The organism is Pseudomonas mandelii (genome assembly GCF_006438925.1).
In the GTDB taxonomy this organism is placed as follows: domain Bacteria; phylum Pseudomonadota; class Gammaproteobacteria; order Pseudomonadales; family Pseudomonadaceae; genus Aquipseudomonas; species Aquipseudomonas mandelii_C.
Map to the genome: position 1 here is coordinate 516,672 of NZ_RCZA01000001.1, position 22,709 is coordinate 539,380.

Below are 22,709 nucleotides of genomic sequence, written 5' to 3' on the forward strand. Positions count from 1 at the left end.
TTATCGAGTCTCCGGCGCTACGGATGTAGCTCTCAAAATAGCTTCAAATTTAGTGGCATAACTCGCGATCAGAACCTTCTGATCAGAACCGTTGATAACTTTACGAGCGCCTTGATAATCCTTGGTGGTGTTATTTACATAGGTGCCCAATTTTTGATTGGTAAAAATACCCTCTTTCATACCCCAAATCATAATGGGAACTGAATTTTTAAACCCAGCGGCCTCTTCAGGACTTCCAACAAAATCTATCCCGAAATAATCTTTGGCTTTCTGATAGTTGTTTTTCCATGTCAAGTGCACCAAACCACGCCCGCGGTATTTAAAACCGTCACCTTGGGCGGTGTTTCCATTACCTACCGCTCTCTCCCTATGCGCAGCACTAGTTGCAAGAACGGGATCATACTTGTCGAAATAACTAACCGGCCCGATCTCCGGGGCAGCACTAAAATACTCGGCAATAGTGTAGTTATATGCCTCATGCCTAGCCGTAGCGAACATATATGACAACTCATATATCGTCAGAATTTCTCTATTTTTATCAACATATATATTTATATTTTTTACAATCTCCCTGAGATTTTCCTTCGATTTTGCTGAAAGTGCGGGAGATTCGGCTTGGAAAGACACGTGCTGTTCGGCATACATTGCAACGAATCGCTCTACATCGATGTATACGGATTGACTCATGAAATTATCAAGCAACGCTATCGGATGAAAATGCCAAACCAAATCTGAATTTACTACAGCCTTAATGGGAGGCTCCTCCCAAAAAACATAATTATTTATACGTTCTTTTTCATGCATCAAAGATTTTGGAGCAGCTTCCAGTATTTTGTCCAGTCGACTCCACTTCGCATTATTTGCTTTAAACTTCCACTCGGTTGGATGACGAGCAATAAGCTTCGACCATCGATCTCTTGTATCCGCATCTTTTAACGCATCAGCAAGCTCGCCTGGGTCAACATCACCATTGCCGTTTTTATCAATTTTATTAAAAAGATCCTTAAAAAACTGCGGCATGTCTTCTGGATCAAGAAAGCCATCAGCAGTGGCATTGGACTCTTCAACTACGTGGAAGCCCAACTTCGTCCAATCGTGCTGAGTAATAATTACAGCTTCCGATTTTTTGATCAGTCCAGAGATTGGTAAGTCCTCCCCAACCACACGGACTTCGTACCAATCATCGGGGCCCTCTTTGATAACCGGCGCTTTGGTCAAATCTATCGCGTGCTCTCTCTTTAGAGGTTCGGTGGTGCCAATGGCAGGCGCTTTGTTCTTGAGCTTGGTTCCGATTGGCAAATGCAAATATTGCTTGCCTGTCTTTAATCCGGCGAGGTTATCGAGGAAATCTTTGACATCGGCTTCGGCAGTGAATATCTCAATATGAGCCTGGAATTTACTATCCGTTACGCCCGACTCATTGAGGAGATTTTCTGTTTTACCCAGATATCCAATAGGATCGCCAGCCTTGATCCCGGTACTTGCTGTTTCAACCGAATCGAAGCTGGAAGGCATCAACGACGTCCAGTCGACCATGTGGTATTCCGCACTACTTTCTATACAGGTCCAAAAACTCTCAGGTACAGATCCCGCGGCAGCTAAACCGCCGCTGACCATTACGCATTTGGCCATTCGTCGAAGTTTGCCCTCAACGATCAGATTCAGCACTTCTTTACTATCGAACTCAACGACGCTGGTAGGGATAAGCTGCTTATTTCCGCATCGGGCGCCTATGGGTTGGCCGTTTTGAAGCGTCGCGGGGGCTGTGTAAAGGTCAAGCTTATTGGCTGCGGTAGCTTTAACTTTTCCCTGCCAATAATTGGGTCTCAGCCGTTCCGGCACTTTGTCCGCGGTCCAGATCGACTTGTGATTCGAGTTTTGATAGGGGGCGTCGTTCTCTTTATAAGCGAACCAGATTTCATCTCCGACGATTCGTGTTTTATTTGAGCCGCTTTTCACTGATCCAACTAGAATTTTGCCCTTGGCGTACGCCTTAGCTCCGTTAACAGCCTGATCAAGGATTTCTAACTTCGTATCCTTTTTTATTAAGCCGTAGGAAACCGCTCCCGGTATCCAAGGCGCTTTGTCATAGCCTTTGTAGTCTCCAAAGTTCATGGTCACTACAGGTTTCGGGGTTTCCTCTGGAGCCAATGGATAGCGCTCATAGGGAAGCAAGTGCATGTATAGACTGAAGAAGGCCAGCTTGTTTTGCTTGCCTTTGTTCGGCCCTTCTTCCGGGTTGGGCGCAGACTTGTACTCGTGGCGCACCAGGCAGAAGGAACTGGAATACTTCAGTTTTTTCTCGTTGTTGCCGAAGGTCGATTCCAGATAATCCTCATTAAGGCGATAAGCAACGACTTCGCCATCGGCCATACAGCGTATCGGCTCATTCAGTACGCATTGCGGGGCGCTTGCATTGGTGATGTGGATGCCGCCGTGCCAGAACTTGTTACTGCCGAGCAGGTAGTGACCCGAGGTTTCACTTTCGAGTGCAGCGTAAACTTCTTCCCCGTTGGCGAACTGCTTGCCATCAGCTTTTCTGAACGGATATTGGAAGTTCATCAATGGCGCAGGCCCCGCCGGAGCAGGTGCGGGGGCAGGAGCAGCCGCAGGCATCGGTTGTGCACCAGTTCTGTATTGAGCTTTCGGACGCAAAAACTTTTCTGGCATCGGCCAGTAACCGCTCAGGTGCCCATACTTAGCGGATTTCGGCCCAGAAGAAGATTGCGAGCCGAAAAAATTCCCCGCGGTCCGTACTGAGTTGATGTCCTCGACTACCCCCGTATGCCCGTGGAAATTGATCCAAAGTGCAATATCGCCGGGCTCGACGCTCGCGAGCGGGATGACGTTAAAATGGGTTACATCAACATTTAACTGTCCCGTTGTCAGGTATGGGATTGAATATCCCGCATCCTTCAACATTCGGTACAACAGACCTGAGCAATCGATTTCCTTGCGACCGTCGGCGTCGGCGTCGGCGTACCCCTTGGCAGGGCCGTATTCATATTGGCTATGTGGGTAGTTAGCCCGTTGCTCAAGTAGTCCGGTACTCATCGGAAGCTTCCTGCTTTAAGACATTGAGTTGAGTTATCAGCGACGACGCCCTGAGCCGCTAAGTGCTCAACACCTCGCGTACCGGACTCACTATCCATTTTCTGAACCTCCTGATAACACGCCATTGCTCTGGACAGATCAGCTGGGACGATGTTGCCGACTTCATACACTTGGCCCAGTTGACTCAGTGCGTCAATTGAGCCTCGGCGCGCGGCGCTTTCCAATGCGGCCATTGACTGTTGCGGGTTGATACAGACGCGCCTGTCGTCGTATTCACCCTCATCGCAATAAAAATTGGCAAGCGCCACGCCTGCGTCGGGAATGCTTTTTGAAGCAGCAACCAAAAGATCCACAATCTTGGTGTTATCCAAGCGCGGAGCTTGCCCAGAAAGACTGATTCCCGCAGCAGATAATGCAGCCTGCGGCGAACCTTGTTGCGCTCCGGCTAAATAACTATCCAGTGCTGCGGCGTACAGATAAACACCGGATTCGGGCGAAGCATGATTAGCCAATCGGTCAAACCACACACCTTTCTTCAACTCTCGCTCACCGGGTGATAGTTTTTCCGTTCGAGCCACACCCTCTAAAACGTTTTCAAGCGACCAATCTTCGACACGACTGAGAACCCAGCAGTTGTCGTTTTTGAAGACGAAAATTTTCAGGAATCCGCCCACCTGGTCACGGACGATCACCTTGTTAGGTAATTCGACCTTAATGGTCAGATTCGACTCACCAGCTTTTTCTGGAATGAGAACGCTCAATTCAGTAGCGTCCAGGGTTTTGAGTTTACGTTTGACTACCTTCGGCTTGTCGCCATCAAAAACCACTCGAATCTCTTCAACGGGAGAGGCGATAAAGGCCTTCTGTATCTCAGGCTGGGAGGCGAAAACTTTAACGAACTCTGCAAAGTCGTCGCTCGGACATTGAGCATCAATGGACGACGAGGCAAAGGCACCGGTGTGCATACCTAAGGTCAACAGTACGAGGGAGCACCACTTCAATTGCCTTACACTTTTGTTTGTTCTAATCACGAATTTCATCACTCAGAAAATACAAAAAAAGCCTTCGGTTTAACCTTCTCAGGCGGCGCATTCAACAACGCCTGATCCATCAAACTCCCCGCCTTATCCTTATCTGCCGCCCCCGGCAGCACCGGTGGCTTAATCCCGATCCCCGTCCCGCTCCCCGCCGACCCACCCGCATTAATCTTCACCACCGGCCCAACAACCGTAATCCCGCCAGCATCGAGTTTGATAAAGCTCCCACCCGCCTTCACGGTGAGCTCCATCCCGGCTTCAATGACAATCTTGTCCCCAGCCTTCAGATGAATCTCCTTCCCAACGCTAGTCAGCTGCGCAGTCCCCAGCTTCATATGCTGGTTCTGCCCAATCGTCAGGTGGTCATCCAGCCGCGCTTCAGTCTTGCGATCCGCAATCGTGGTTCGATGTTCTTCCGCCTTCAGCTCGGTGTAAGTGTTCTTCTCCACCGTGTCGTGGCGCTCATTGCCGACTCTTATCTTCTGGTCATGCTCAACGTTTTCATCCCAATCGCGCTGGGCATGGATGAAGATCTGCTCGGCGCCTTTCTTGTCTTCAATCCGCAGTTCGTTGTACCCGCCGCCCCCCGGTGAGCTGAGGGTTTTGAATTCGGTGCGAGTCTTGTTCGCCGGCAGTTCGTAAGGGACCTGGTTTTCCTTGTGGTACAGGCAACCGGTCACCAGCGGCTGGTCGGGGTCACCTTCGAGGAAGGTCACCAGCACTTCCATGCCGATGCGCGGGATGGCGATGGCGCCGTAGCGGTCGCCGGCCCAGCTGCTGGAGACACGCATCCAGCAACTGGTTTTGTCGTCAGCCAAACCTTCACGGTCCCAGTGGAATTGCACCTTGATGCGGCCGTACTGGTCGCAGTGGATTTCTTCACCTTTGGGGCCGGTGACCATGGCAGTCTGGCTGCCGAGCACGCGAGGTTTCGGGTGTTCCAGCGCCGGGCGGTAGAACACGTCCCACGGCGTGGCGAGGAAGCGGTTGCGGTAGCCCTGGTGGAAGTCGTCTTTGTTGTCGGTGGTGTCGCTGGTCACGGACTCTTCGAGGACTTGCGGCTGTTTACCTTCGTGGACGATTTCGGTGAGCAACCAGAGGTCGTTCCACTCGGTGCGCGGGTGGTCGGACATTTCCAGGAAGTGGCCGCTGACCAGGGTGGTCTGATCGCTTTTGCCTTCGGCCTGGCGGTAATCGGCGCGGTGGCGTTCGAGGGCGCGTTGGCTGAGGAATTTGCCGCGCGCGCGGTCGATGAAGCGGCCGGGGTAGTCGTAGTCTTCGAGGTCCGGCGCGTCGCTTTGCGCCTCGGGTTTGTAGGCGGATTCCAGTTGCAGGCGCGGTTTTTCGAAGTCGTAGTCGCGGCGGGTGACGCGGCCGGTGCGGGTTTCCAGGCGGAGCTTGAAGCCTTTGATCACCGGTTCGTCGGCGACCATGCCGCTGCCTTGTACATACGCCGTTGGCTGGCCGAGTTTCGGGAACACGGTCTGATCATCGCCGAATACCAAAAGATGACCTTTGGAACTGTGCTGGAAGTGGTAGTGAATGCCTTCCTCTTCGCACAGGCGCTGGACGAAATGCAAGTCGGTTTCGTCGTACTGCACGCAGTAGTCGCGGTCCGGGCACGGTTGGCTGAGCTGGAAGTTGTAGGCGTTGCCTTTGATGCCGTGTTCTTCGAGGATCAGCGCGATGATTTTCGGCGCGGACATCTGCTGATAGATGCGCTGGTTAGTGCGGTGATGCAGGTATTGCAGTTGCGGCACCAGGGAGATTTTGTAGCGGGTCAGGCGTTTGCCGGCGTCACCTTGGGCAACGCGGTAGATCTGGCCGTGGATGCCGCTTCCCTGCGGATCGAACGCCAAAAAAGCCTGTTTGTGCAGGAGTTTTTCCAGGTCCAGATCGGGGTTTTCGCTGACCAGTTCGAGGTCGAAGCGATACGGCTGGCTGATACCTTCGGTGCCGGTGAACGACAGCACTTGCAGGTCGCCCACGTAGTCTTCGACGGTCAGGCTGAAGTGGGTTTCGTTAGCGAGGTTGAACATTGCTTGCTCCCTGTTCGGTAGTCATCCGTTACGCCCGCAGTCGCAGGCGTTGCAGCAAAGACGAAGTGGCGCCCAAGGCGTCACGCAATTGGGCGGCGGTGATGGTGCGCTTGGCCGCATCGAAAGCCAGCGCCGTTCGCAGGGCTGGCCAGCAGTGTTTCGGTAGATTCCTGGGTGCGTGCAGCTCGCGTTCGAGGTGCCCGTCGCGGGCCTCGGTCGAGGGCAAGCGGCGGAACGGGTGTTTGCCGCCGGCCAATTCGTAGAGCACGCAGGCCACGCCGTACACATCTGCACTGGCCGACAGCGGCTGGCCTTCGAGCAGTTCGGGGGCGGCGTAGCCGGGGGTCCAGGCGTTGAAGCGGTTGCGGCTCAGGTGTGGCAGGCCGGGCAGGATGCCCTCCTCGGCCTGGCCCAGACCGAAGTCGAACAGGCGCACGCCTTCTTCGCTGAGCATGACGTTGCTTGGCTTCATGTCACCGTGCAGCACGCCGCGAGCGTGGGCAAAGGCCAGCGCGTCGAGCAGCGGCAGCGCGATGTCGCGCAGTTCTTTCCACGGCAGGCCCAGCGGCCGCTCGCAGAGTAATTTGTCCAGGGTCAGCCCACGCATGAGTTCCATGGTGATGAAGGCGCGCTGGCAGTCGGTGTCCACTTCAAAGCTGTGCAAACGCAGCACGTTGTCGTGGCGCAGTCGTCGGGTCAGGGCGAACTCGCTGTAGAGCAAGGCACTGGCGTCCGGCGATTCGGCAAATTCTTCGCTGAGGATTTTCAGCGCGATGTAAGGGTCGGGATCGCCGAACTGTTCGCTCAGCAAGTCCCGTGCGCGGTAAACCGCGCCCATGCCACCGGCACCGAGCAGGCGCTCGATGCGGTAACGGCCTGCCAGCACGTCGGGCATTTCACCGACGCTGGCCTTTGTCGGCGCCAGCGCGGGTTCTGCTTTATGCGGCTTTCCGTTTAGAGACGGGGCAAACGCAAAGTAAGTCAGGTTATTGGCTTCCTCGTCGGTCACCGGCAGGTCGTCGAGCGGCGGCATGAGTTGAGTCATTTTCGGATCACCACAGCAGTCAGGTTGTCCCGGGCCGACCCACGCAGGGCGCCGTCGAACAGACGCTCCAGCGCAACGTGCGGCGCGGTCAGGCTCAGGGCGTTGCCCAAGGCATCGGTGCTCAACCCCTGGTACAAACCATCGCTGCACAACAGAAACGCATCGCCGGGGTAAACCTCGAGTTCAAGCACATCCAGCGTCAGCTGCTCCGCAGCCCCGACCGCACGGGTCAAGGCATGAGCAGAAGGATGGGCACGGGCGTCTTCGACACTCATGTTTTGCTCGTCGATCAGTTGCTGTTGCAGCGAATGGTCCTTGGACAGCTGATACAACCGCTGGCCACGCCACAGGTAGCAACGGCTGTCGCCGGCCCAGATGCAGGCCGCACGATTACCTTCCACCAGCAGCGCCACCACGGTACTGCCCATGATGCTGTCGTGGCGCCCGGCCGTGACGGTCAACTCCTGACCCAAGCGGCGGTTGAGCCAGTGCAGGCACTGGCGTATGCCTTTGAGTCGTTCGTCGAAGTCGTCCTGCACCGGCAATTCCGCCAGGCTGGCGACGATCAACTGGCTGGCGATGTCGCCACCCTGATGACCGCCCATGCCATCCGCGACCACCCACAGCCCCTGCTGCGGGCAGTCGAGAAAAGCATCTTCGTTGCGCGCCCGAACCTTGCCCGGATCGGTACGCGCAGCGCTGCGCCAGGGACTGGCAACCAGCATCAGAGCTGCACCGGCATACGGAAGGTACGCAGCACGCCCATGTCGAACGGGTTCGGTGTGCGCTGGCTCGACAGCAAGTAGTTGGCGCGCAGGCCGCCCACATCAGCTTTCAGTACCAGCACATCGCGACCGCTCAGGTACTCGGTCTGCATCAGGTCGAACAGACGGAACAGCGACCATGGGCCGGTGTTCTTTTCGATACCGATCGGGCGGCCGGCCATTTTGTCGAGGACCAGGCTGGTGCGACCGTCTTCAGCATCGGTCGGCCATTTGAACGACACCGGCACGATCGGGCCGTGGCGGTATTCGATGGTCTTGTCGCCAAACTTGAACTCGGAACGGCTGACGGCCGGGTCGAGGGTGTACGGCTCCAGTTTGAACTGCACTTGTGGTTCGGCCGGGTTGATCGAGAAGAAGCTCTGGCGAATCACTTGTGCCGCGGCCATCTGGTCGAGGTAGACCTTGGAGATCGGCATGCTGTGACCGTCGATGCTGCGCAGACGGTAGTTGCCTGGATCGCCACTCACGAACGGACGCATGTAGGTCTCGAAGAAGCGATCGTTGATGCCCTGCGCCTTGAAGAACTCGCGGAAGTCGCTGATCGCAACGTCGCTGGTGCTGTGGGCGCTGAACGGGTAACGCTTGTTGATCGCCTTGCCATAGAAGCTGTACAGCTCGCTCTGATAACGCTGGTTCAGGTACTGGTAGGAATCGTTCAGCACCAGACGCCAGGTGTCTTCAGCCAGTACGTTGAACCACACGCTGACCGGGCGCGGCAGACGGTTGGAAGCATTGCGCAAGTTGCTCAGCGCATCACGCTGGCCGCTCATGCGGGTCTTGGCCATTTCGAACGCAGCCTGTTCCGGCGCGCTGGCACGAGCGAGGCTCGCCAGTTGCAGTTGCAGGTCGTTGAGCGCCGTCAGGGCCGGGGTCAAATCAGCGGCCGGGCCGTTGTTGTCATCCAGCAAACGGTGCAGCGGTTCGAAGCGACGTTGCAGGGATTTCTTCGCGGTGTCCGGCAAGTTCTTGATCGCAGCCAGGTCCGAGGCCTTGTCTGCCGCAGCTGACGCCAGTTTGCCCAGCTTGCCCAACTTGCCTTTCTGATCGGCCAGTGCGCCAGCGGCATCAGCCGCTTGATCAACCGGCTCGGCTTCTGCCGGGAACCGGGTGTTCTCACGCACTTCCACTAGCAGTTGCAGCACCGGGGAGTTGGCGGACGTCAGGCCAGCCAATTGCTCGGCGCCTTCACCGGCGTCGTTGATCGGTGGCAAGGCAACCTGGCCGACCGCTTCACTCCAGAAGTTGGCGTAGTCGCGGAAGTACAGTTGCTCCAGTTCGACCATCAAGCGACGCAAGTCCATGCCGCTGATGCCCGAGCCTTCGCCCAGCACCCAGTTGTCACGCAGGATATCGGTGACCAGCGCAGAGCCCTGAACCGAGAAGTACTGCTGATAACCCTGTTGGGTGTAGAAACCCGGGATCACGTACTCGGTGCCGACAAACAGCGAAGCCTGCGGGCCGATGTGTTGGCTCAAACGATATTCCGGGAGGTTGCGAGCCTGCTCGCGCAGCATCCGGTAAACCACGTTGGCCAGCGATTCGCTGCGCAGGACCTGACGCGCCTGAGCCACCAGTTGATCGTTCAACGGGTAGATAAACGGCTGCTTCAGCAAACGCTCGAAGTGGGTGTTCAAACCGTTTTGCACGGCGGTGTTGCCGGCGTAACGCTGGGACCATTCGGTAGCGACCCAATCCTTGAGCCACGGCCCGTCGCGACGGTCTTTCATGTTCAGCATCAGGTACGCACGCAGGCTGTTGAGCAAGCGTTCGCGGTCCTTCATGTTGGCGCGGATCTGACCTTCCAGCAGCGTCGCGACCTTCGGCAGCAATTGCGCTTCGAGCTCACGCTCGTAGGCCTCCTTGACCACCGGATTGACCTCTTCGCCCTGGTACAGACCACCGCGCTCGTGGTAACTCACGTCGCCTTTTTTCGGGAAGACCTGAGTCGCTGCGTAGCTGGTGTCGAGGGGCTTGAGCACCGCCATGGAATCATCACGCGCGGTCAATGCCGAGCGCTGTTGCGTCCAGTTGGTCGCCAGGCTGCGCAGGTTTTCCAGACGCTCGTAGTTGGCCGAAAATCCGCCCGCCCACAGCATGCCGAACAGCGCCAATGCCGCCAATGCGCCCACGTACAACGCACGCTGGCCCCAATGAATGCGGCTGCGTTCGCGCTTGTCCAGACCGGCCAGATCGGCCTCGGGGAAAATCACCCGGCTGAGCAAGTGGTGAATGAAGCGCGAACGGCCGCTGCGCAAGGTCGGCAGCACGCCAGCGTTCATCCCCAGATTGGCGCCGATGCCGGCGGTGGTCTGGTCCATCTCTTGGGTCAGGTGCGGTGCGCTGGTCAGGTAGAAACCGCGCAACTGGCTGACACGCTGGTAACGGTTGCCGGTGAACGCCATGTCGACGAACAGGCACAGACGCTCGCCGATCTGCCCCAGTTGATGCGGGAAGTCGAGGATGCGGCCACGGCGCTGGGTGTCGCGCTCCTGGTGCATGCGCATGATCACCTGGCTGTTCAGGCGACGCAGCAGCTCTTCGAACTCGGCGCGCAGGACGGCGACGTCGGTGCCGCTCTGCTCTTTGCGGAAGCTGGTGCCGAGCACCTGATCGCTTTCTTCGCGGGTCAGTTGATCGAAGAACTCGTCGAAACCGAGCAGCGTGTCAGCCTTGCTCAGCACCAGATAAACCGGCACATCGACGTGCAATTTCTGATGCACGTCTTGCAGACGGGCACGCACCTGGCGAGCCAGGGTATCGAGGTCTTGCTCGCTGCCGCTCAGCAGTGTTTCCACCGGAATGGTCACCAGCACACCGTTCAACGGACGGTTGCGGCGACGCTTGCGCAACAGGTCGAGCAAGGTGCTCCAGGCGCTGCCATCGACTTCGGCATCCGACTGGGTCAGGTAACGTCCGGCGGTGTCGATCAGCACACCGTGGTCGGCGAAATACCAGTCGCAATGACGGGTGCCGAGGGTGTCGCGGGTCAGTTTGCGGTCGATCTTGTTGATCGGAAACTCAAGGCCCGAGAAGTCCAACAGGCTGGTCTTGCCGCTGCCCTGCGGGCCGATCAGCAAGTACCACGGCAAATCACTGCGCCAGCGCTCGCTGCGACCGCGATACAGGCTCGAGGTCTTCAGGGTTTTCAGCGCGTCCTTGAAACGCACCTTCAACTCTTTCTGCTCTTCGTCGATCAACTCTTCACGGCGGATACGATCCTGGCCGTCTTCGGTGTCTTCGATAGCCTTTTTGCGTACGCCAGCGCGCCAGCTGACGAAGACCATGGTCAGGCCCCAGATCAGGAACAGCACACTGATGGTCAGCAGGCGGGAGGTCGAACCTTCCCAGAACTTGTAGTCATCGACGGCCAGCAGCGGCCCGACGAACCACACCAGCAGCGCGACAAACAGCACCACCAGCAAGGTCCAGACCCAGGTCTTGCGCAAGAATGCGCCGACTTTCTTGAAAAACTTTTTCATCACACGTCCCTGTTTACGGCTGCGACTGCGGCTGGACCGCGGCCGGATCTAGCTGCTGATAAGGTTGCAGAACGGTTTCGCGTTGCTCGCCCAGTACCCAGGCAAAGCCCGAATACATCACCACCAGGCAAACCACGGTGAACAGCACCACCATCCACGCCGGCACGATGCGCACCAGGCTGCGACGCTGATCGTTCAAGCCTTCCCAATGGGGCGACAGTTCGCGTGGCACGTCGCCGCGCAGTTGACGAATCTGGCGATACAAGGCGTCGCGGATGCCTTCGAGCTCGAGCATGCCGCGGGCTTGCACGCGGTACTTGCCCTCGAAGCCCAGCGACAGGCACAGGTACATCAGTTCCAGCATCGGCAGGTGCTTGACCGGGTTTTTCGACAGGCGATCCAGCAGCTGGAAGAACTTCTCGCCGCCGAAGGTTTCGTTGTGGAAGCTGCTGAGCAGGCTCATCTGCGACCACTCGCTTTCGTTGCCCCACGGCGTGGTCACGACGGCTTCGTCGACCACGGTGCAGAGCACGTAACGCGCGGCCATCACCTGGCTGCTTTCGGCGCCGTTGTGCAGCGCCCGCACTTCAAACAGTTTGAGCCCGGCGGTCAGTCGCTCATTGAGCGCGTACATGTCCTCGCGGGTGTCGCTGTGCTTGAGTCGCACCACTTCCGACAACAGGTCGGACGCCGCGGCCACCAGCGAATTGAGGCTGATGTTGAAGGCTTCGGCCGGGCGCAAGCGTGCGGCGTAGATCATCCGCTCTTCGAGCTGTTCAAAACGCGGCGGTGCGGCGAAATCTGTCAGCGGACTCGAAGCCGGGCCGTGGCCCTGGCGGTCGAGCAGGACGGTTTTATCGTCCTGGTTGTGTTCCATGTCCTTGATCATGTCGGTCAGTTCCTGATGGCCCAGAATTTCAGTTCAAGCTCGGCAAATTCGCCGGACACGTGGAACGCGAAACCGCCGGAGCGCTCGAGTTGTGCCAGGTCTTCGGAACTGAGTTCGAGAATGAAATAGGTTTTGTTGGAGTGGAACGCGATCTGCCGCGGGGCCACCGGCAACGGTTTGACCTTGATGCCCGGCAGATGCAGGTTGACCAGTTGGCGGATGCGCTCCACCGGGCCGACCTTGAGGTGCGCCGGCAAGCGATGGCGCAGTTCTTCGGAGTCGCAGTTGGCGCTGGCGGCGAGCACGAACGAGGCCGAGCCCAGCAGTTTGTGGTCGTGCAACGGCGAGACGATGATCCCGTACTGGCGCGCTTGCAGGACCAGTTCGATGGCGTGCTGTTCGAGCACCATCGACAGCACCTGACGAATCGCTTCCATCAGTTTGCGGAAGCTCGCGCCCTGATCGCTGTGCTGGTAGCGGCTGTCCAGGCGCGGGCGTTTGCTGTCGCTGGAAAACGTCGCCAGATCGCCGAGCATGGTCAGCAGCGTGCGGTACAACTCTTCCGGGTGAACCTGTTCCAGGCCGAGGTAGTGGCGCAGCAGCAGCTCGGTGCGGTTGATCAGTTGCAGCATCATGAAGTCGCCGACTTCCGCGCCACCGACTTTACCGTTGGAGCGGATGCGCTCGGCGATGGTGTCGCCACGGTGGCCGAGCATGCTGATCACTTCTTTCAGACACGACAGCAGGTAGCTGGACGAATGCGCCTGAATGTAGGTCGGAACGAAATCCGGGTCGAGGCTGATCACGCCGTCGGGCGTGGTGTCGAGCACTTCGCAGATCTTCAGTTTCACGTAGGCCTGGTCGCTCTGCTGCTCGCCGAGCAACAGTTTGAAATCCGGACGGCCGCAGCTGACCTGGCTGGCAGAATCGTCGCCGGCGTTGGAGTCGGCGACTTCCGCTTCGTACGCGGTGTAGCGCGCCAGCACGTCGGATTGCTCCGGACGGCGCGACTCGATGTGGTTACCGGTGACCAGCGGCAGCGCCAGATAGATCGGCGTGTTACCGGTGTTCGGCGGCACGTCGAGCGCCAGCGGTTCGGTGTTGCCGCCGAGTTCGAACAGGCTGCCATCCGGTAGAATCCCCGAGGCCTGGCTGATCACCAGTTTGCCCATGTTGAGGAACTGCAAGTCGATGTCCAGGTTCAGGAAGCCCCAGGTGTAGCTGCCCAGCAACTGAGTGCGGGTCTTCATCTGGTGGTCGTAGTAGCGATCGTTGTGCTGGAAGTGCTGCGGACGCAGCAGCATGCCTTCCTGCCAAATCACTTTATGGGAATTCATGATCAGTCATCCGCCTTGGCGAGCGTTTCGTTGCTATTGCGAATACCAGCCTGGTCGAGGGTCAGATCAGCGTCGGTGACTTCCACCGGGGTGACTTGCACCGTGTAGCGCCATTTGGTTTCCGGCAGATCGCGGTAGGCGGCGAGGATGCCGACGTAGCGACTGCCCTCCTCCACGCTGAGTTTCATCTCCACGGTTTCACCTGGGCGCAGTTCAATTTCTTCGCTGGCCACCAGGTCCGGGGTCAGGGATTCCTTGGCGCGCTCGTACAGGCTGAAGAAATCCGCGTTCTCGAACGTCACCGGATGCTTGAGCTCGAACAGACGCACAACAATCGGCGATGGACGCCCGTTGAGGTCCGGGTTCAGCTGATCGCTGGCGGTCAGCTTCAGGTTGAGCTTGGTGACGTGGGAATACGGCGACAGTGACGAGCAGCCGGCCAGCAGCACCAGGGCCGCGAACGCCATCAGCGTCTTGAAAAAAGCGGTCGAGCAGCGAGACATGCGCATCATCCTTGGTGGTCGGTGTGAAGGGTGGAAATCAGGCGGATCTGTTCTTCGTAGGCCTGAGCGAAGTCGCGGGCCAGCAGGCGCTCGCTCCAGTCATCGTCCTGACGCAGGGCCTGGTGATAACGACCGTAGGCTCTCCAGCGACTACCCGACGTGGCGAGCAACGGCTTGTTGTCGCGCTCGAAACGCAGGGTCAATTGCTGTGGCGAGAAGTGCTCCAGCGTGCCGCGAACGGCAGCGCGACTGGCGGTCAGCAACGCCACCTGATGCGCCTGCAAATCGCGGAACGCACGGGAGATTGCTTGCTCAGCCGGCAACTGACCCGGCTTGTTCGGCTGCAACAAAATGCCCAACGCTTCGCCGGCATCGACGGCAAATTTGAGCGGGTTCTTTTGGGTGCCTTGCACAGTGGTCTGGGCCAGACGCAGTTCGTTTTTCAGTTCGCTGCGGGTGCGCAGGCTCTGCTGCAAACCACCGACGCTTTGCTTGAGCAGGCGTGCAGCGTTCAGCGCCAGGGCTTCGCGGGCATCGTGGTCGAGGCCTTTGAGGTCCACGCCCAACGCGGCACCGAAGTGCTCCCAGAAACCTTCACTCTGACGCTCGACCGCTTTGGGCGGTGGCGCGGGTGCTGGCTCTGCCGGGGCGTTGATCAGCTCCGGGACCATCAGACTTTCCATGTCGATGCGCGCATAGTCGGCGCGCTGACGGGTGTCCTGTGGTGCGTTGTTCGGGGAGATCAGCTCGTCGATTTCCGAATACACGCGCTCTTGCTGATCGAGGGCATTGAGCGGGTCGAGATCGAGAAACGCATCGTCTGGAATGATGCTGCCTGCCACTTGCGGACGGCCGACTTCAACGTCGAAGGTCGCCGGGTCGCGCACCAGCCGCGCGCGGATCTCGAAGTCACCCAGCACATAGACGCTGCCATGCTCGATGCGCATCGCTTCGCCCTTGCGCAGGCGCGCGCCGCTTTCGCTGTCCTGGATACCGTTACTGCTGGTATCGGTCAGGAAAAACGTGCCTTCGCGGTAGCTGATCAACGCGTGGTGGTTGGACAGGTGACGCTTGCGGTCCGGAATGATCCAGTCGCAATCCTCACCCCGACCGATCACCCCACCGGCCTGTTTGAAGGTCTTCTGGCACAAATCCGTGGGCACGAACTGCTTGGTGTTGAGCATTTCGAAAACCAGTTCCATGGTGATACTCCTTGCGGTCACTTGCCGCGATTGACCGCCTGCGGATCACCCAATGGGCGATAGGTGTTGTCGTTGTATTTGTAATTGCCGCTACAGCCGCCGAGGCCGCATAGAACGACGAGGGTCAGCAGGACGGCTTGCCAGTGACGAACAGACATCAGAGGGTCTCCAGGGGTAGACAAAGTACAAAGCGCCGACCCGTTGGGGCGGCGCCGTTAGAAGCGGATAAGGTGAAATCGATGGTCGTTTGCCTAGCCATCGAAATCACCCAAATTGATATTCAGGCGCCCGAGGCGATACAGCAGCGTGCGGCGTGGAAGCCCGAGTTCGCGGGCCGCGAGGGTTTGGTTGCCGTCGTTTTTGCGCAGGCAATCGAGCAACAGACTGCGTTCGACCTGCTCCAGGCGTTCGCGCAGGTTCAGGCCGCTGCTGTCTTCCGGCATGGCCTCCATGCGCAGAGAGAAATGTTCGGCCAACAACTCACCGCCCTCGCACAGCAGCACCGCGCGTTCGACCAGGCCTTTGAGTTCACGCACGTTGCCGGGGAAGGCGTAACCGGACAGGTGATCCAGCGCCGCATCGGACCAGCGCACCGCATCGCGCTGCAAGAACGAGCAGGCCTTGTCGGCGAAGTGTCGGGCCAGGTCGAGAATGTCGCCTTCGCGCTGACGCAGGGCCGGCAACTCAATCGGAAATTGCGCGAGGCGGTAGTACAAGTCCTCGCGAAATTTGCCTTCGCTGACCAGCACCGACAAATCCCGGTGCGTCGCGGCGATGATGCGCACGTCGATTTTGTGAGTGTCGTTGGAACCCAGCGGGCGGATCTCGCCCTCCTGCAGAACCCGCAACAGCTTGGCTTGCAGGGACAACGGCATGTCGCCGATTTCATCGAGCAGCAAGGTGCCGCCGTTGGCCGCGTCGAACAGCCCGGCACGGTCGCGATCAGCACCGGTGAACGCACCTTTGCGGTAGCCGAACAGTTCGCTTTCCAACAGGTTCTCGGGGAACGCCGCGCAGTTCTGCACGATGAACGCCTGAGAACGGCGCGGGCCGCAATCGTGAATCGCCCGCGCCACCACTTCCTTGCCGGTGCCGGTTTCGCCGCGCAGCAGCACGGTATACGGGCTGTGCAGAACTTTGCTGATCAGCGAATAGGTTTGGCGCATGGCCGAACTCTTGCCGATCAAACCGTAACCGCTGGCACTCGGAACGCTGACCTTCACTGGCCGCGCATCACTGGTTGGCTGACGCAGACGTTGCAGCAAATGCAGTTGGCCGAGCACGAACGAACCGAGTTGACCGAGGGAATCGGCAAAACCTTGCAGGTCGATGTGCCGGCGACTGGCGCACAGCAGCAAGCCTTCGACGGCTTTCTGCTGATTGACCAGCGGCACACACAACAGCGACTGCCAAGGCATGGCCTGAGGTGGCAGGAAACTGGTTTCGTGCAAGCTGCCGCTCAGCTCGCTGAGACACACCACGCGGTTCTGGCACAGGGCGAATTGCAGCAGTTGTTCACCGTTGTAATCCGCCGGCAGGCTCGTCGCTTCCCGGGGTTGCAGGATGCCGTTGAGGCATTCGGCGTTCATCCCCAGGCACGTGTGAGTCGCGTCCAGCAGGTACAGCTGCGTCAACTCGCAACCGCTGAGCTCGGCCAACCCGCGCACGAAGTCACCCAGCAGCGCAGCACCGTCCGCCGCGCGCGACAAGCTGGCGAACTGCGCCAGCAAGGCTTCGGCATACACCAGCGGCTGCGGCACTTGAGTGAACATCACACCCACCTCAGGCGAACTCGCAGGTCACGCTGGCGTTGCCGTCGAGCGTCGCGTGGACACGCTTGAGGCTTTCGCCCGTGGCCATCGCATCGAGCAAGCGGTCTGCCACCAGCGGCAGCACGTGCAGGTCGAGCAAATGGTCGATCAGGCGCGCGCCACTGTCGCTCTGGGTGCAGCGTTCGGCCAAGTGATCGACGAGGTCCTGAGAGAACGTGAAATCCAACTGACGGCGGTTCAGGCGCTCGCCCAAACGACCGAGTTTGATTTCGATCAGCTCGCGCAGCACCGGGCCGCCCACCGGGTAGTAAGGCACCACGCGCATGCGCGCCAGCAGCGCCGGTTTGAAGTGTTTGCTCAGCACCGGGCGGATGGTTTCTTCGAGCACTTCGGCCGACGGCCGCGCGCCGTTTTCACAGAGCTCGGCGATGCGGTCGCTGCCCAGGTTCGAAGTCATCAGGATCAGCGTGTTGCGGAAGTCGATCTCGCGCCCTTCGCCGTCGTTGGCCACGCCTTTATCGAAGATTTGGTAGAACAGGTTGAGCACGTCCGGGTCGGCTTTCTCGACTTCATCGAGCAGCACCACCGAGTACGGTTTCTGGCGCACGGCTTCGGTGAGCATGCCGCCCTCGCCATAACCGACGTAGCCCGGCGGCGCGCCGATCAGGCGCGAGACGGTGTGCTTCTCCTGGAACTCGGACATGTTGATGGTGGTGATGAAACGATCGCCGCCGTACAGCAAATCCGCCAGGGCCAGCGCGGTTTCGGTCTTGCCGACGCCGCTCGGGCCGACCAGCAGGAACACGCCGACCGGCGCATCAGGTTTGTTCAGGCCGGCAGCAGTGGCGCGCATCGAGCGGTCCAGTGCGTGAACGGCTTGTTCCTGACCACGGATGCGGGTGCGCAAATCGGTGGCGAAGCTCGCGACCTTGGCGTTGTGCTCACGGGCCAGTTGGGCCAATGGCACACCGGTCCAGGCGCTGATCACTTCGGCGACCAGACGCGGGCAGACTTCAAAACTCACCAGACGTTCTTTGATCTGAAGTTCGGTCAGGGCGCGGTGGGTTTCGTTCAGCGCGACTTCCAGGGATGCGACGCTTTGCGCTTCGTCCACAGGGGCTTCGAGCGTTTCGATCACGGTGCCTTCGGCGTCTTCCTCAACCGTGACAGTGGGCTCGACGGCGGCAGCTTCGCGGGCCTTGGCCAGTTGCTGACGCAGGTCCAGCAGACGCTCTGCCAGTTCTTTCTGCTCGGTCCAAAGAGTTTCCAGCACGACCATTTCGTCTTCAGCTTCGGCCAGGCGATCTTCCAAAGCGTCCAGCGCTTCGTGATCGATCAGCAGACCGGCCTCGGCATCACGGCGCAGGGCCTGACGCTGACGACCACCTTCAGCCAGTTCACCACGCAGGCGTTCAAGGCTTTCCGGTGCGGCGGCGAGGCTGATGCGCACGCGAGCGCACGCGGTGTCGAGCACATCGACGGCTTTGTCCGGCAGCTGACGGCCCGCGAGGTAGCGAGCAGACAACTCGGCCGCTGCAACCACCGCGTCATCGCGCAGGTAGATGCCGTGGCTCTTCTCGTAGACCTGCGCCAGACCACGAAGGATGGTCACCGCTTCGCTGACGGTCGGTTCGTGCAGTTGCACCGGTTGGAAACGACGGGCCAGGGCCGGGTCTTTTTCGAAGTATTTTTTGTATTCCGCCCAGGTGGTGGCGGCGATGGTGCGCAACTCGCCACGGGCCAGGGCTGGCTTGAGCAGGTTGGCCGCGTCGGAACCGCCGGCATTGCCGCCCGCGCCGATCAGTGTGTGAGCTTCGTCGATGAACAGGATGATTGGTTTCGGCGAGGCTTTGACTTCGTCGATCACGCCTTTGAGGCGACGTTCGAATTCACCTTTGACGCTGGCGCCCGCCTGCAACAGGCCCATGTCCAGCGACAGCAACTCAACGCCTTTCAAGACTTGCGGCACTTCACCCGCCGCGATGCGCGAGGCCAGACCTTCAACGATGGCGGTTTTACCGACACCGGCTTCACCGACCACAATCGGGTTGTTCTTGCGGCGACGGGCGAGGATGTCGACCATCTGACGGATCGCGCCATCGCGGCACAACACCGGGTCGAGTTTGCCGTCGCGGGCTTGTTGGGTCAGGTTGTGGGTGAAGCGCTGCAGCAGCGATTCGCCGGGCACAGCGGGTTTGCCCGTCGCCGGTTGTTCTTTCTGCGACAGGGCGAATTCTTTCAGGCGCTCGATGTTCAGTTTGGCCAGCAACGACTGGTAGCGGCTGCCGGCGTAGCGCATCGGGTTGCGCAACAACGCGAGGATCAACGCGGCTTGCTCGACCTGGCTTTGGCCCAATTCAAGGTTGGCCACCAGCAACGCATCTTGCAGCCACTGCACCAGTTCCGGGGCGAACACCGGGTTGCGCGAAGCGCTGTGCTCGATCCGCGATTGCAACGCGGCGCTCAGCTCACCGGCATCCACTTCGGCGTCTTGCAGCGCGCGTGCGAGCAAGCCTTGCGGGCGCTCCAGCAAGCCCAGCAGCAAGTCTTCGACGAGGATTTTGCTGCCGCCACGGGCGACGCAACGTTCGGCCGAACTTTCCAGGTCACGACGGGTTTCGGCGTCCAGCGCCTGGATAAGTTGTTGCAGGTCTACGTTGATCATAGGTCTCACGTCCTTAATGAATTTTGCTGCCGAGGGTCACCACGCCGTCCGCTTTTTCGCGGCCGAGCCAACTGGTCCATCCCAGGCGACAGGCGTTCTGCTCACCGATGCGCAGTTCGCGGATTTCTTCCTGGCGCAGCACCAGGCGAATGTCGTAATCGAGCGGGTCACGCAGGGTGAACCGCACCAGCGCACAGAGCGGTTGGTAGCCGAAACCGATTGGCAGGAATTCGTGGAAGCGTTGCCAGTCGAGTTCGCGGATGTGGATGCGGAACTTGCCGCTGCGGTCGCGCACGTGTTCGCCCAGCACCAGGTCTTCGCCGAGCAGGCTGTTGGCGCGGCCCAAGCGATTGCGCTGCTCGTCGAGGATTTCGACGCGGCGCTCGATGCACTGCTCGATGGTCAGCTCTGCATGTTTGAAGTAGTACCGCAGCACCGCCTCGATCAGCGCCGCCGAGTGCGCCCGCAAGCTGAGCAAGCCGAGGTACGGCAGCAGGCGTTTCCAGTTCAGCTCCTGGGCCCTGCGGATCTCTTCGCCGCCGAGGCCGATCAACGCAAACAGCTGCGACGAAAACGGGTCGAGGGCGCCGCTCTGGAAGCTTGCGCGGTAACGGTATTTTTTCCAGATCGGCAGCATCAGCCGTTGCAGGCGATGGTGGAACAGGTCGAGAAAGTTGCGAGTCGGGTTGCCGTCTTCGCTATCGCCCAGGGCTTGTTCGCCGTAGAACGCCGGCAGCGGCGAGCCGGAACCGACCAGGCCGATCAGGTTGAAACGCAGACGCGCGCGCATCTGCCCGTGCTCTTCGAAAAACTCCACGCGATCAACGTCACTGCCGGGGAAACCCAGGCTCGGATTGGCCTGGAATTCCAGCTGGTCGTACAGATCGTCTTCGCTCAGGTATGGGTGCGCCTCGCGCAGCCGGTCAACCACCAGCAGCACCGCCTGAAACAGCGAGTACTCGCGTATTACCCGGGTCAGCCCGCTTAAAGCAGGGGTTGCAGACCCATACGTGGTGTCCATTGGTACACCTCTCCCTGTGTGCTTTTTACCCGCAACTCGTGGTACGAATTGAGACTGGCGTAAAGCGCGAAAAACTCGTTAAGAACCGAAGCGAAAACGAACAGGTCGCCCTCACCGATATACCCTTCCGGGTCGATGGTCAGCTCGGTGCGCAACCCGCGTACCGGCAACCCTCGGTGCAAGCGGTCGACATGCTGGTGTTTGATCGACTTGAGCCCGCCCAGCAGGCGCTTGCTGACTTTTTCAGCGTGTTGGTCGTAGTAGCGCGGCAGGTCGTAGGTTTCGAGAATCACCTTCAACGCATTGACGTCGGCCAGCGACAGATAGTTAAGCGACATGTTGCTGATCAGCTTCCAGAGGAAGTCACGGTTCAGCGGCGGCGCATAACTGGGCGTGGCCGGGGTGATGTTGCGGAAACTGAGGAACTCCGGCGTCTCTTCGCAGGCCACGCAGATGTCGCCGAGCTTGAGCTTGCGCGGCAGGTTCTGGTTGGTGCACATCAGCTCGATCGACAGGGTTTCGTGGGCTTCGGTGTGACGGATGCCGAAGCTCAGGTAAGTGTCGAGGCCGTCGTGCAACGAGGACGAACGCTGGCGAATGCTGTAGTGCGGACGGCTGTTGGGCACGTCGAAACTCGGGTCGTGCTCGAACGATTCGAACGGCACGTACTCCTGATAACCGAGGCCGCCGGGCTTCCAGCCGGTGACGGTTTCCACGGAAAACACACCGCAGTTCTGCAGGTCGTATTCGGCTGGCAGCAGCAGGTATTCGTCCTGCTTGCCGTCGAGGCGGATTGGCAATGCATCGTGCTTGAACAGGTTGACGATGGGCGTGCAGTAGAGCTTCACGTTGTCCAGCGTCGGACGCAGGCGCTGGATGCCGCTCTTGCGAATATCGAAGCGCAATTCAAGACCGCGCATCTGCTTGAGCGTGTCTTCCGGCAGGGCTTTGAGCAGGTCCAGACCTTTGATGTCGACGAACAGGAATTTGTCCTGAAAGGCGAAATATTCCTGCAGGTAGCGATAGCCGCGGAAGGTGTTCAGCGGATACGGGATCAACGCCTCTTCTTCGGCAAAACCCACCGGCTGCACGCGGTCGCCGGGCATCTTGAATGCCATTGGCGTGCCGTTCACACCATTGATGGGCTTGCCGGCGCCGTCCAACGGGATCAGCTCGATGCCTTCCAGGTTGCGCAACAGGCTCAGATACAGCATCTGGCTGATGTAGCGCTCTCCCGCAAAATGCAGACGCAAGCGGCTCAGTTCCAGTTCGCCGAGGTGACCGTCAGCGCTCATCTCCAGACGCAGGCTCAACAGCGAACCGTCGCCCTTGACCGAGTAATTCAGCGCGGCCAGATCCAGCGGCAAGACTTCGGTCGGGTAGCAAGTGCGGAAGCGGCAACGCACGTCATCGATCGGGACACTCTCAACCGGCGTGTCGCGCTCGACCATCAACGCAGGTCCCGATCGCTTCAACGGATCGAACTGCAAAATGCTGAACGCCGGCAGCGGGCGCATGTAGTTGGGCCACAGCAGGTGCATCAGCGAGTGGCTGAGTTCCGGCAGTTCGTCGTCGAGCTTCTGGCGCAGGCGACCGGTCAGGAATGCAAAACCTTCCAGCAACCGCTCCACGTCCGGATCCCGCCCGGCCTGGCCGAGGAAAGGCGCCAACGCTGGACTACGCTCGGCGAAACGGCGGCCTAACTGGCGCAGTGCGGTGAGTTCGCTTTGGTAGTAGTGGTTAAAGGACACGGGGTACCTTCCTGGTAGTGGAACTCATGAAAAAACTGTCCTGTAGAGCGCTACCCTGAAAAAAATTGGACTAGGGCAGCATTCATTTTTTTGAATGCTCCGCGACGGATCATTAGTAAGTTTCACTGAA

General features: G+C 59.1%; 15 protein-coding genes. All 15 read right to left on the reverse strand.

Going from position 1 to position 22,709, the window contains the following annotated elements:
* The gene (locus EAH74_RS02490; RefSeq protein ID WP_140675571.1) at nt 1-3,054 is read right to left on the reverse strand and encodes a hypothetical protein; all 3,054 of its coding nucleotides are present in this window, start codon (nt 3,052-3,054) and stop codon (nt 1-3) included.
* Nucleotides 3,051-4,019, reverse strand: a complete 969-nt coding sequence (locus tag EAH74_RS02495) for a tetratricopeptide repeat protein (protein ID WP_240050472.1) — start codon at nt 4,017-4,019, stop codon at nt 3,051-3,053. The genes EAH74_RS02490 and EAH74_RS02495 overlap by 4 nt, the downstream gene beginning before the upstream one ends.
* A 74-nt stretch (nt 4,020-4,093) precedes the next feature.
* A complete protein-coding gene (gene tssI / locus EAH74_RS02500; protein ID WP_140675577.1) occupies nt 4,094-6,130 on the reverse strand; it encodes a type VI secretion system tip protein TssI/VgrG in 2,037 nt (678 codons plus the stop codon).
* A 28-nt stretch (nt 6,131-6,158) separates the two neighbouring features.
* Nucleotides 6,159-7,175, reverse strand: coding sequence for a serine/threonine-protein kinase (locus EAH74_RS02505; protein ID WP_170206606.1), 1,017 nt, complete (start codon nt 7,173-7,175; stop codon nt 6,159-6,161).
* Complete coding sequence (locus EAH74_RS02510; RefSeq protein ID WP_140675581.1) at nt 7,172-7,900, reverse strand: PP2C family protein-serine/threonine phosphatase; 729 nt, start codon at nt 7,898-7,900, stop codon at nt 7,172-7,174. Before EAH74_RS02510 ends, EAH74_RS02505 begins: the two co-directional genes overlap by 4 nt.
* Entirely contained in the window at nt 7,900-11,439 is a 3,540-nt protein-coding gene (gene tssM / locus EAH74_RS02515; RefSeq protein WP_140675584.1) for a type VI secretion system membrane subunit TssM, read from the reverse strand. The genes EAH74_RS02510 and tssM overlap by 1 nt, the downstream gene beginning before the upstream one ends.
* Before the next feature lie 13 nt (nt 11,440-11,452).
* Nucleotides 11,453-12,328 (reverse strand): type IVB secretion system protein IcmH/DotU, encoded by an 876-nt coding sequence (gene icmH / locus EAH74_RS02520; protein WP_123367541.1) that lies wholly within the window; start codon nt 12,326-12,328, stop codon nt 11,453-11,455.
* Between the two features lie 5 nt (nt 12,329-12,333).
* Entirely contained in the window at nt 12,334-13,665 is a 1,332-nt protein-coding gene (tssK, locus tag EAH74_RS02525; RefSeq protein WP_046045022.1) for a type VI secretion system baseplate subunit TssK, read from the reverse strand.
* Nucleotides 13,666-13,667: 2 nt separating this feature from the next.
* Nucleotides 13,668-14,168, reverse strand: coding sequence for a type VI secretion system lipoprotein TssJ (gene tssJ / locus EAH74_RS02530; RefSeq protein WP_140675587.1), 501 nt, complete (start codon nt 14,166-14,168; stop codon nt 13,668-13,670).
* Between the two features lie 5 nt (nt 14,169-14,173).
* The gene (gene tagH / locus EAH74_RS02535) at nt 14,174-15,370 is read right to left on the reverse strand and encodes a type VI secretion system-associated FHA domain protein TagH (RefSeq protein ID WP_140675591.1); all 1,197 of its coding nucleotides are present in this window, start codon (nt 15,368-15,370) and stop codon (nt 14,174-14,176) included.
* Nucleotides 15,371-15,387: 17 nt separating this feature from the next.
* Nucleotides 15,388-15,528: a hypothetical protein gene (locus EAH74_RS02540; protein ID WP_008150087.1), complete on the reverse strand. Its 141-nt coding sequence runs from the start codon at nt 15,526-15,528 to the stop codon at nt 15,388-15,390.
* 93 nt (nt 15,529-15,621) lie between these two features.
* A complete protein-coding gene (locus EAH74_RS02545; protein ID WP_140675595.1) occupies nt 15,622-17,142 on the reverse strand; it encodes a sigma-54 interaction domain-containing protein in 1,521 nt (506 codons plus the stop codon).
* Nucleotides 17,143-17,152: 10 nt separating this feature from the next.
* The gene (gene tssH / locus EAH74_RS02550) at nt 17,153-19,807 is read right to left on the reverse strand and encodes a type VI secretion system ATPase TssH (protein WP_140675598.1); all 2,655 of its coding nucleotides are present in this window, start codon (nt 19,805-19,807) and stop codon (nt 17,153-17,155) included.
* A gap of 13 nt (nt 19,808-19,820) precedes the next feature.
* Complete coding sequence (gene tssG, locus EAH74_RS02555) at nt 19,821-20,828, reverse strand: type VI secretion system baseplate subunit TssG (RefSeq protein ID WP_033059313.1); 1,008 nt, start codon at nt 20,826-20,828, stop codon at nt 19,821-19,823.
* The gene (gene tssF / locus EAH74_RS02560) at nt 20,792-22,579 is read right to left on the reverse strand and encodes a type VI secretion system baseplate subunit TssF (protein WP_140675601.1); all 1,788 of its coding nucleotides are present in this window, start codon (nt 22,577-22,579) and stop codon (nt 20,792-20,794) included. The genes tssG and tssF overlap by 37 nt, the downstream gene beginning before the upstream one ends.
* Nucleotides 22,580-22,709: the final 130 nt, after the last annotated feature.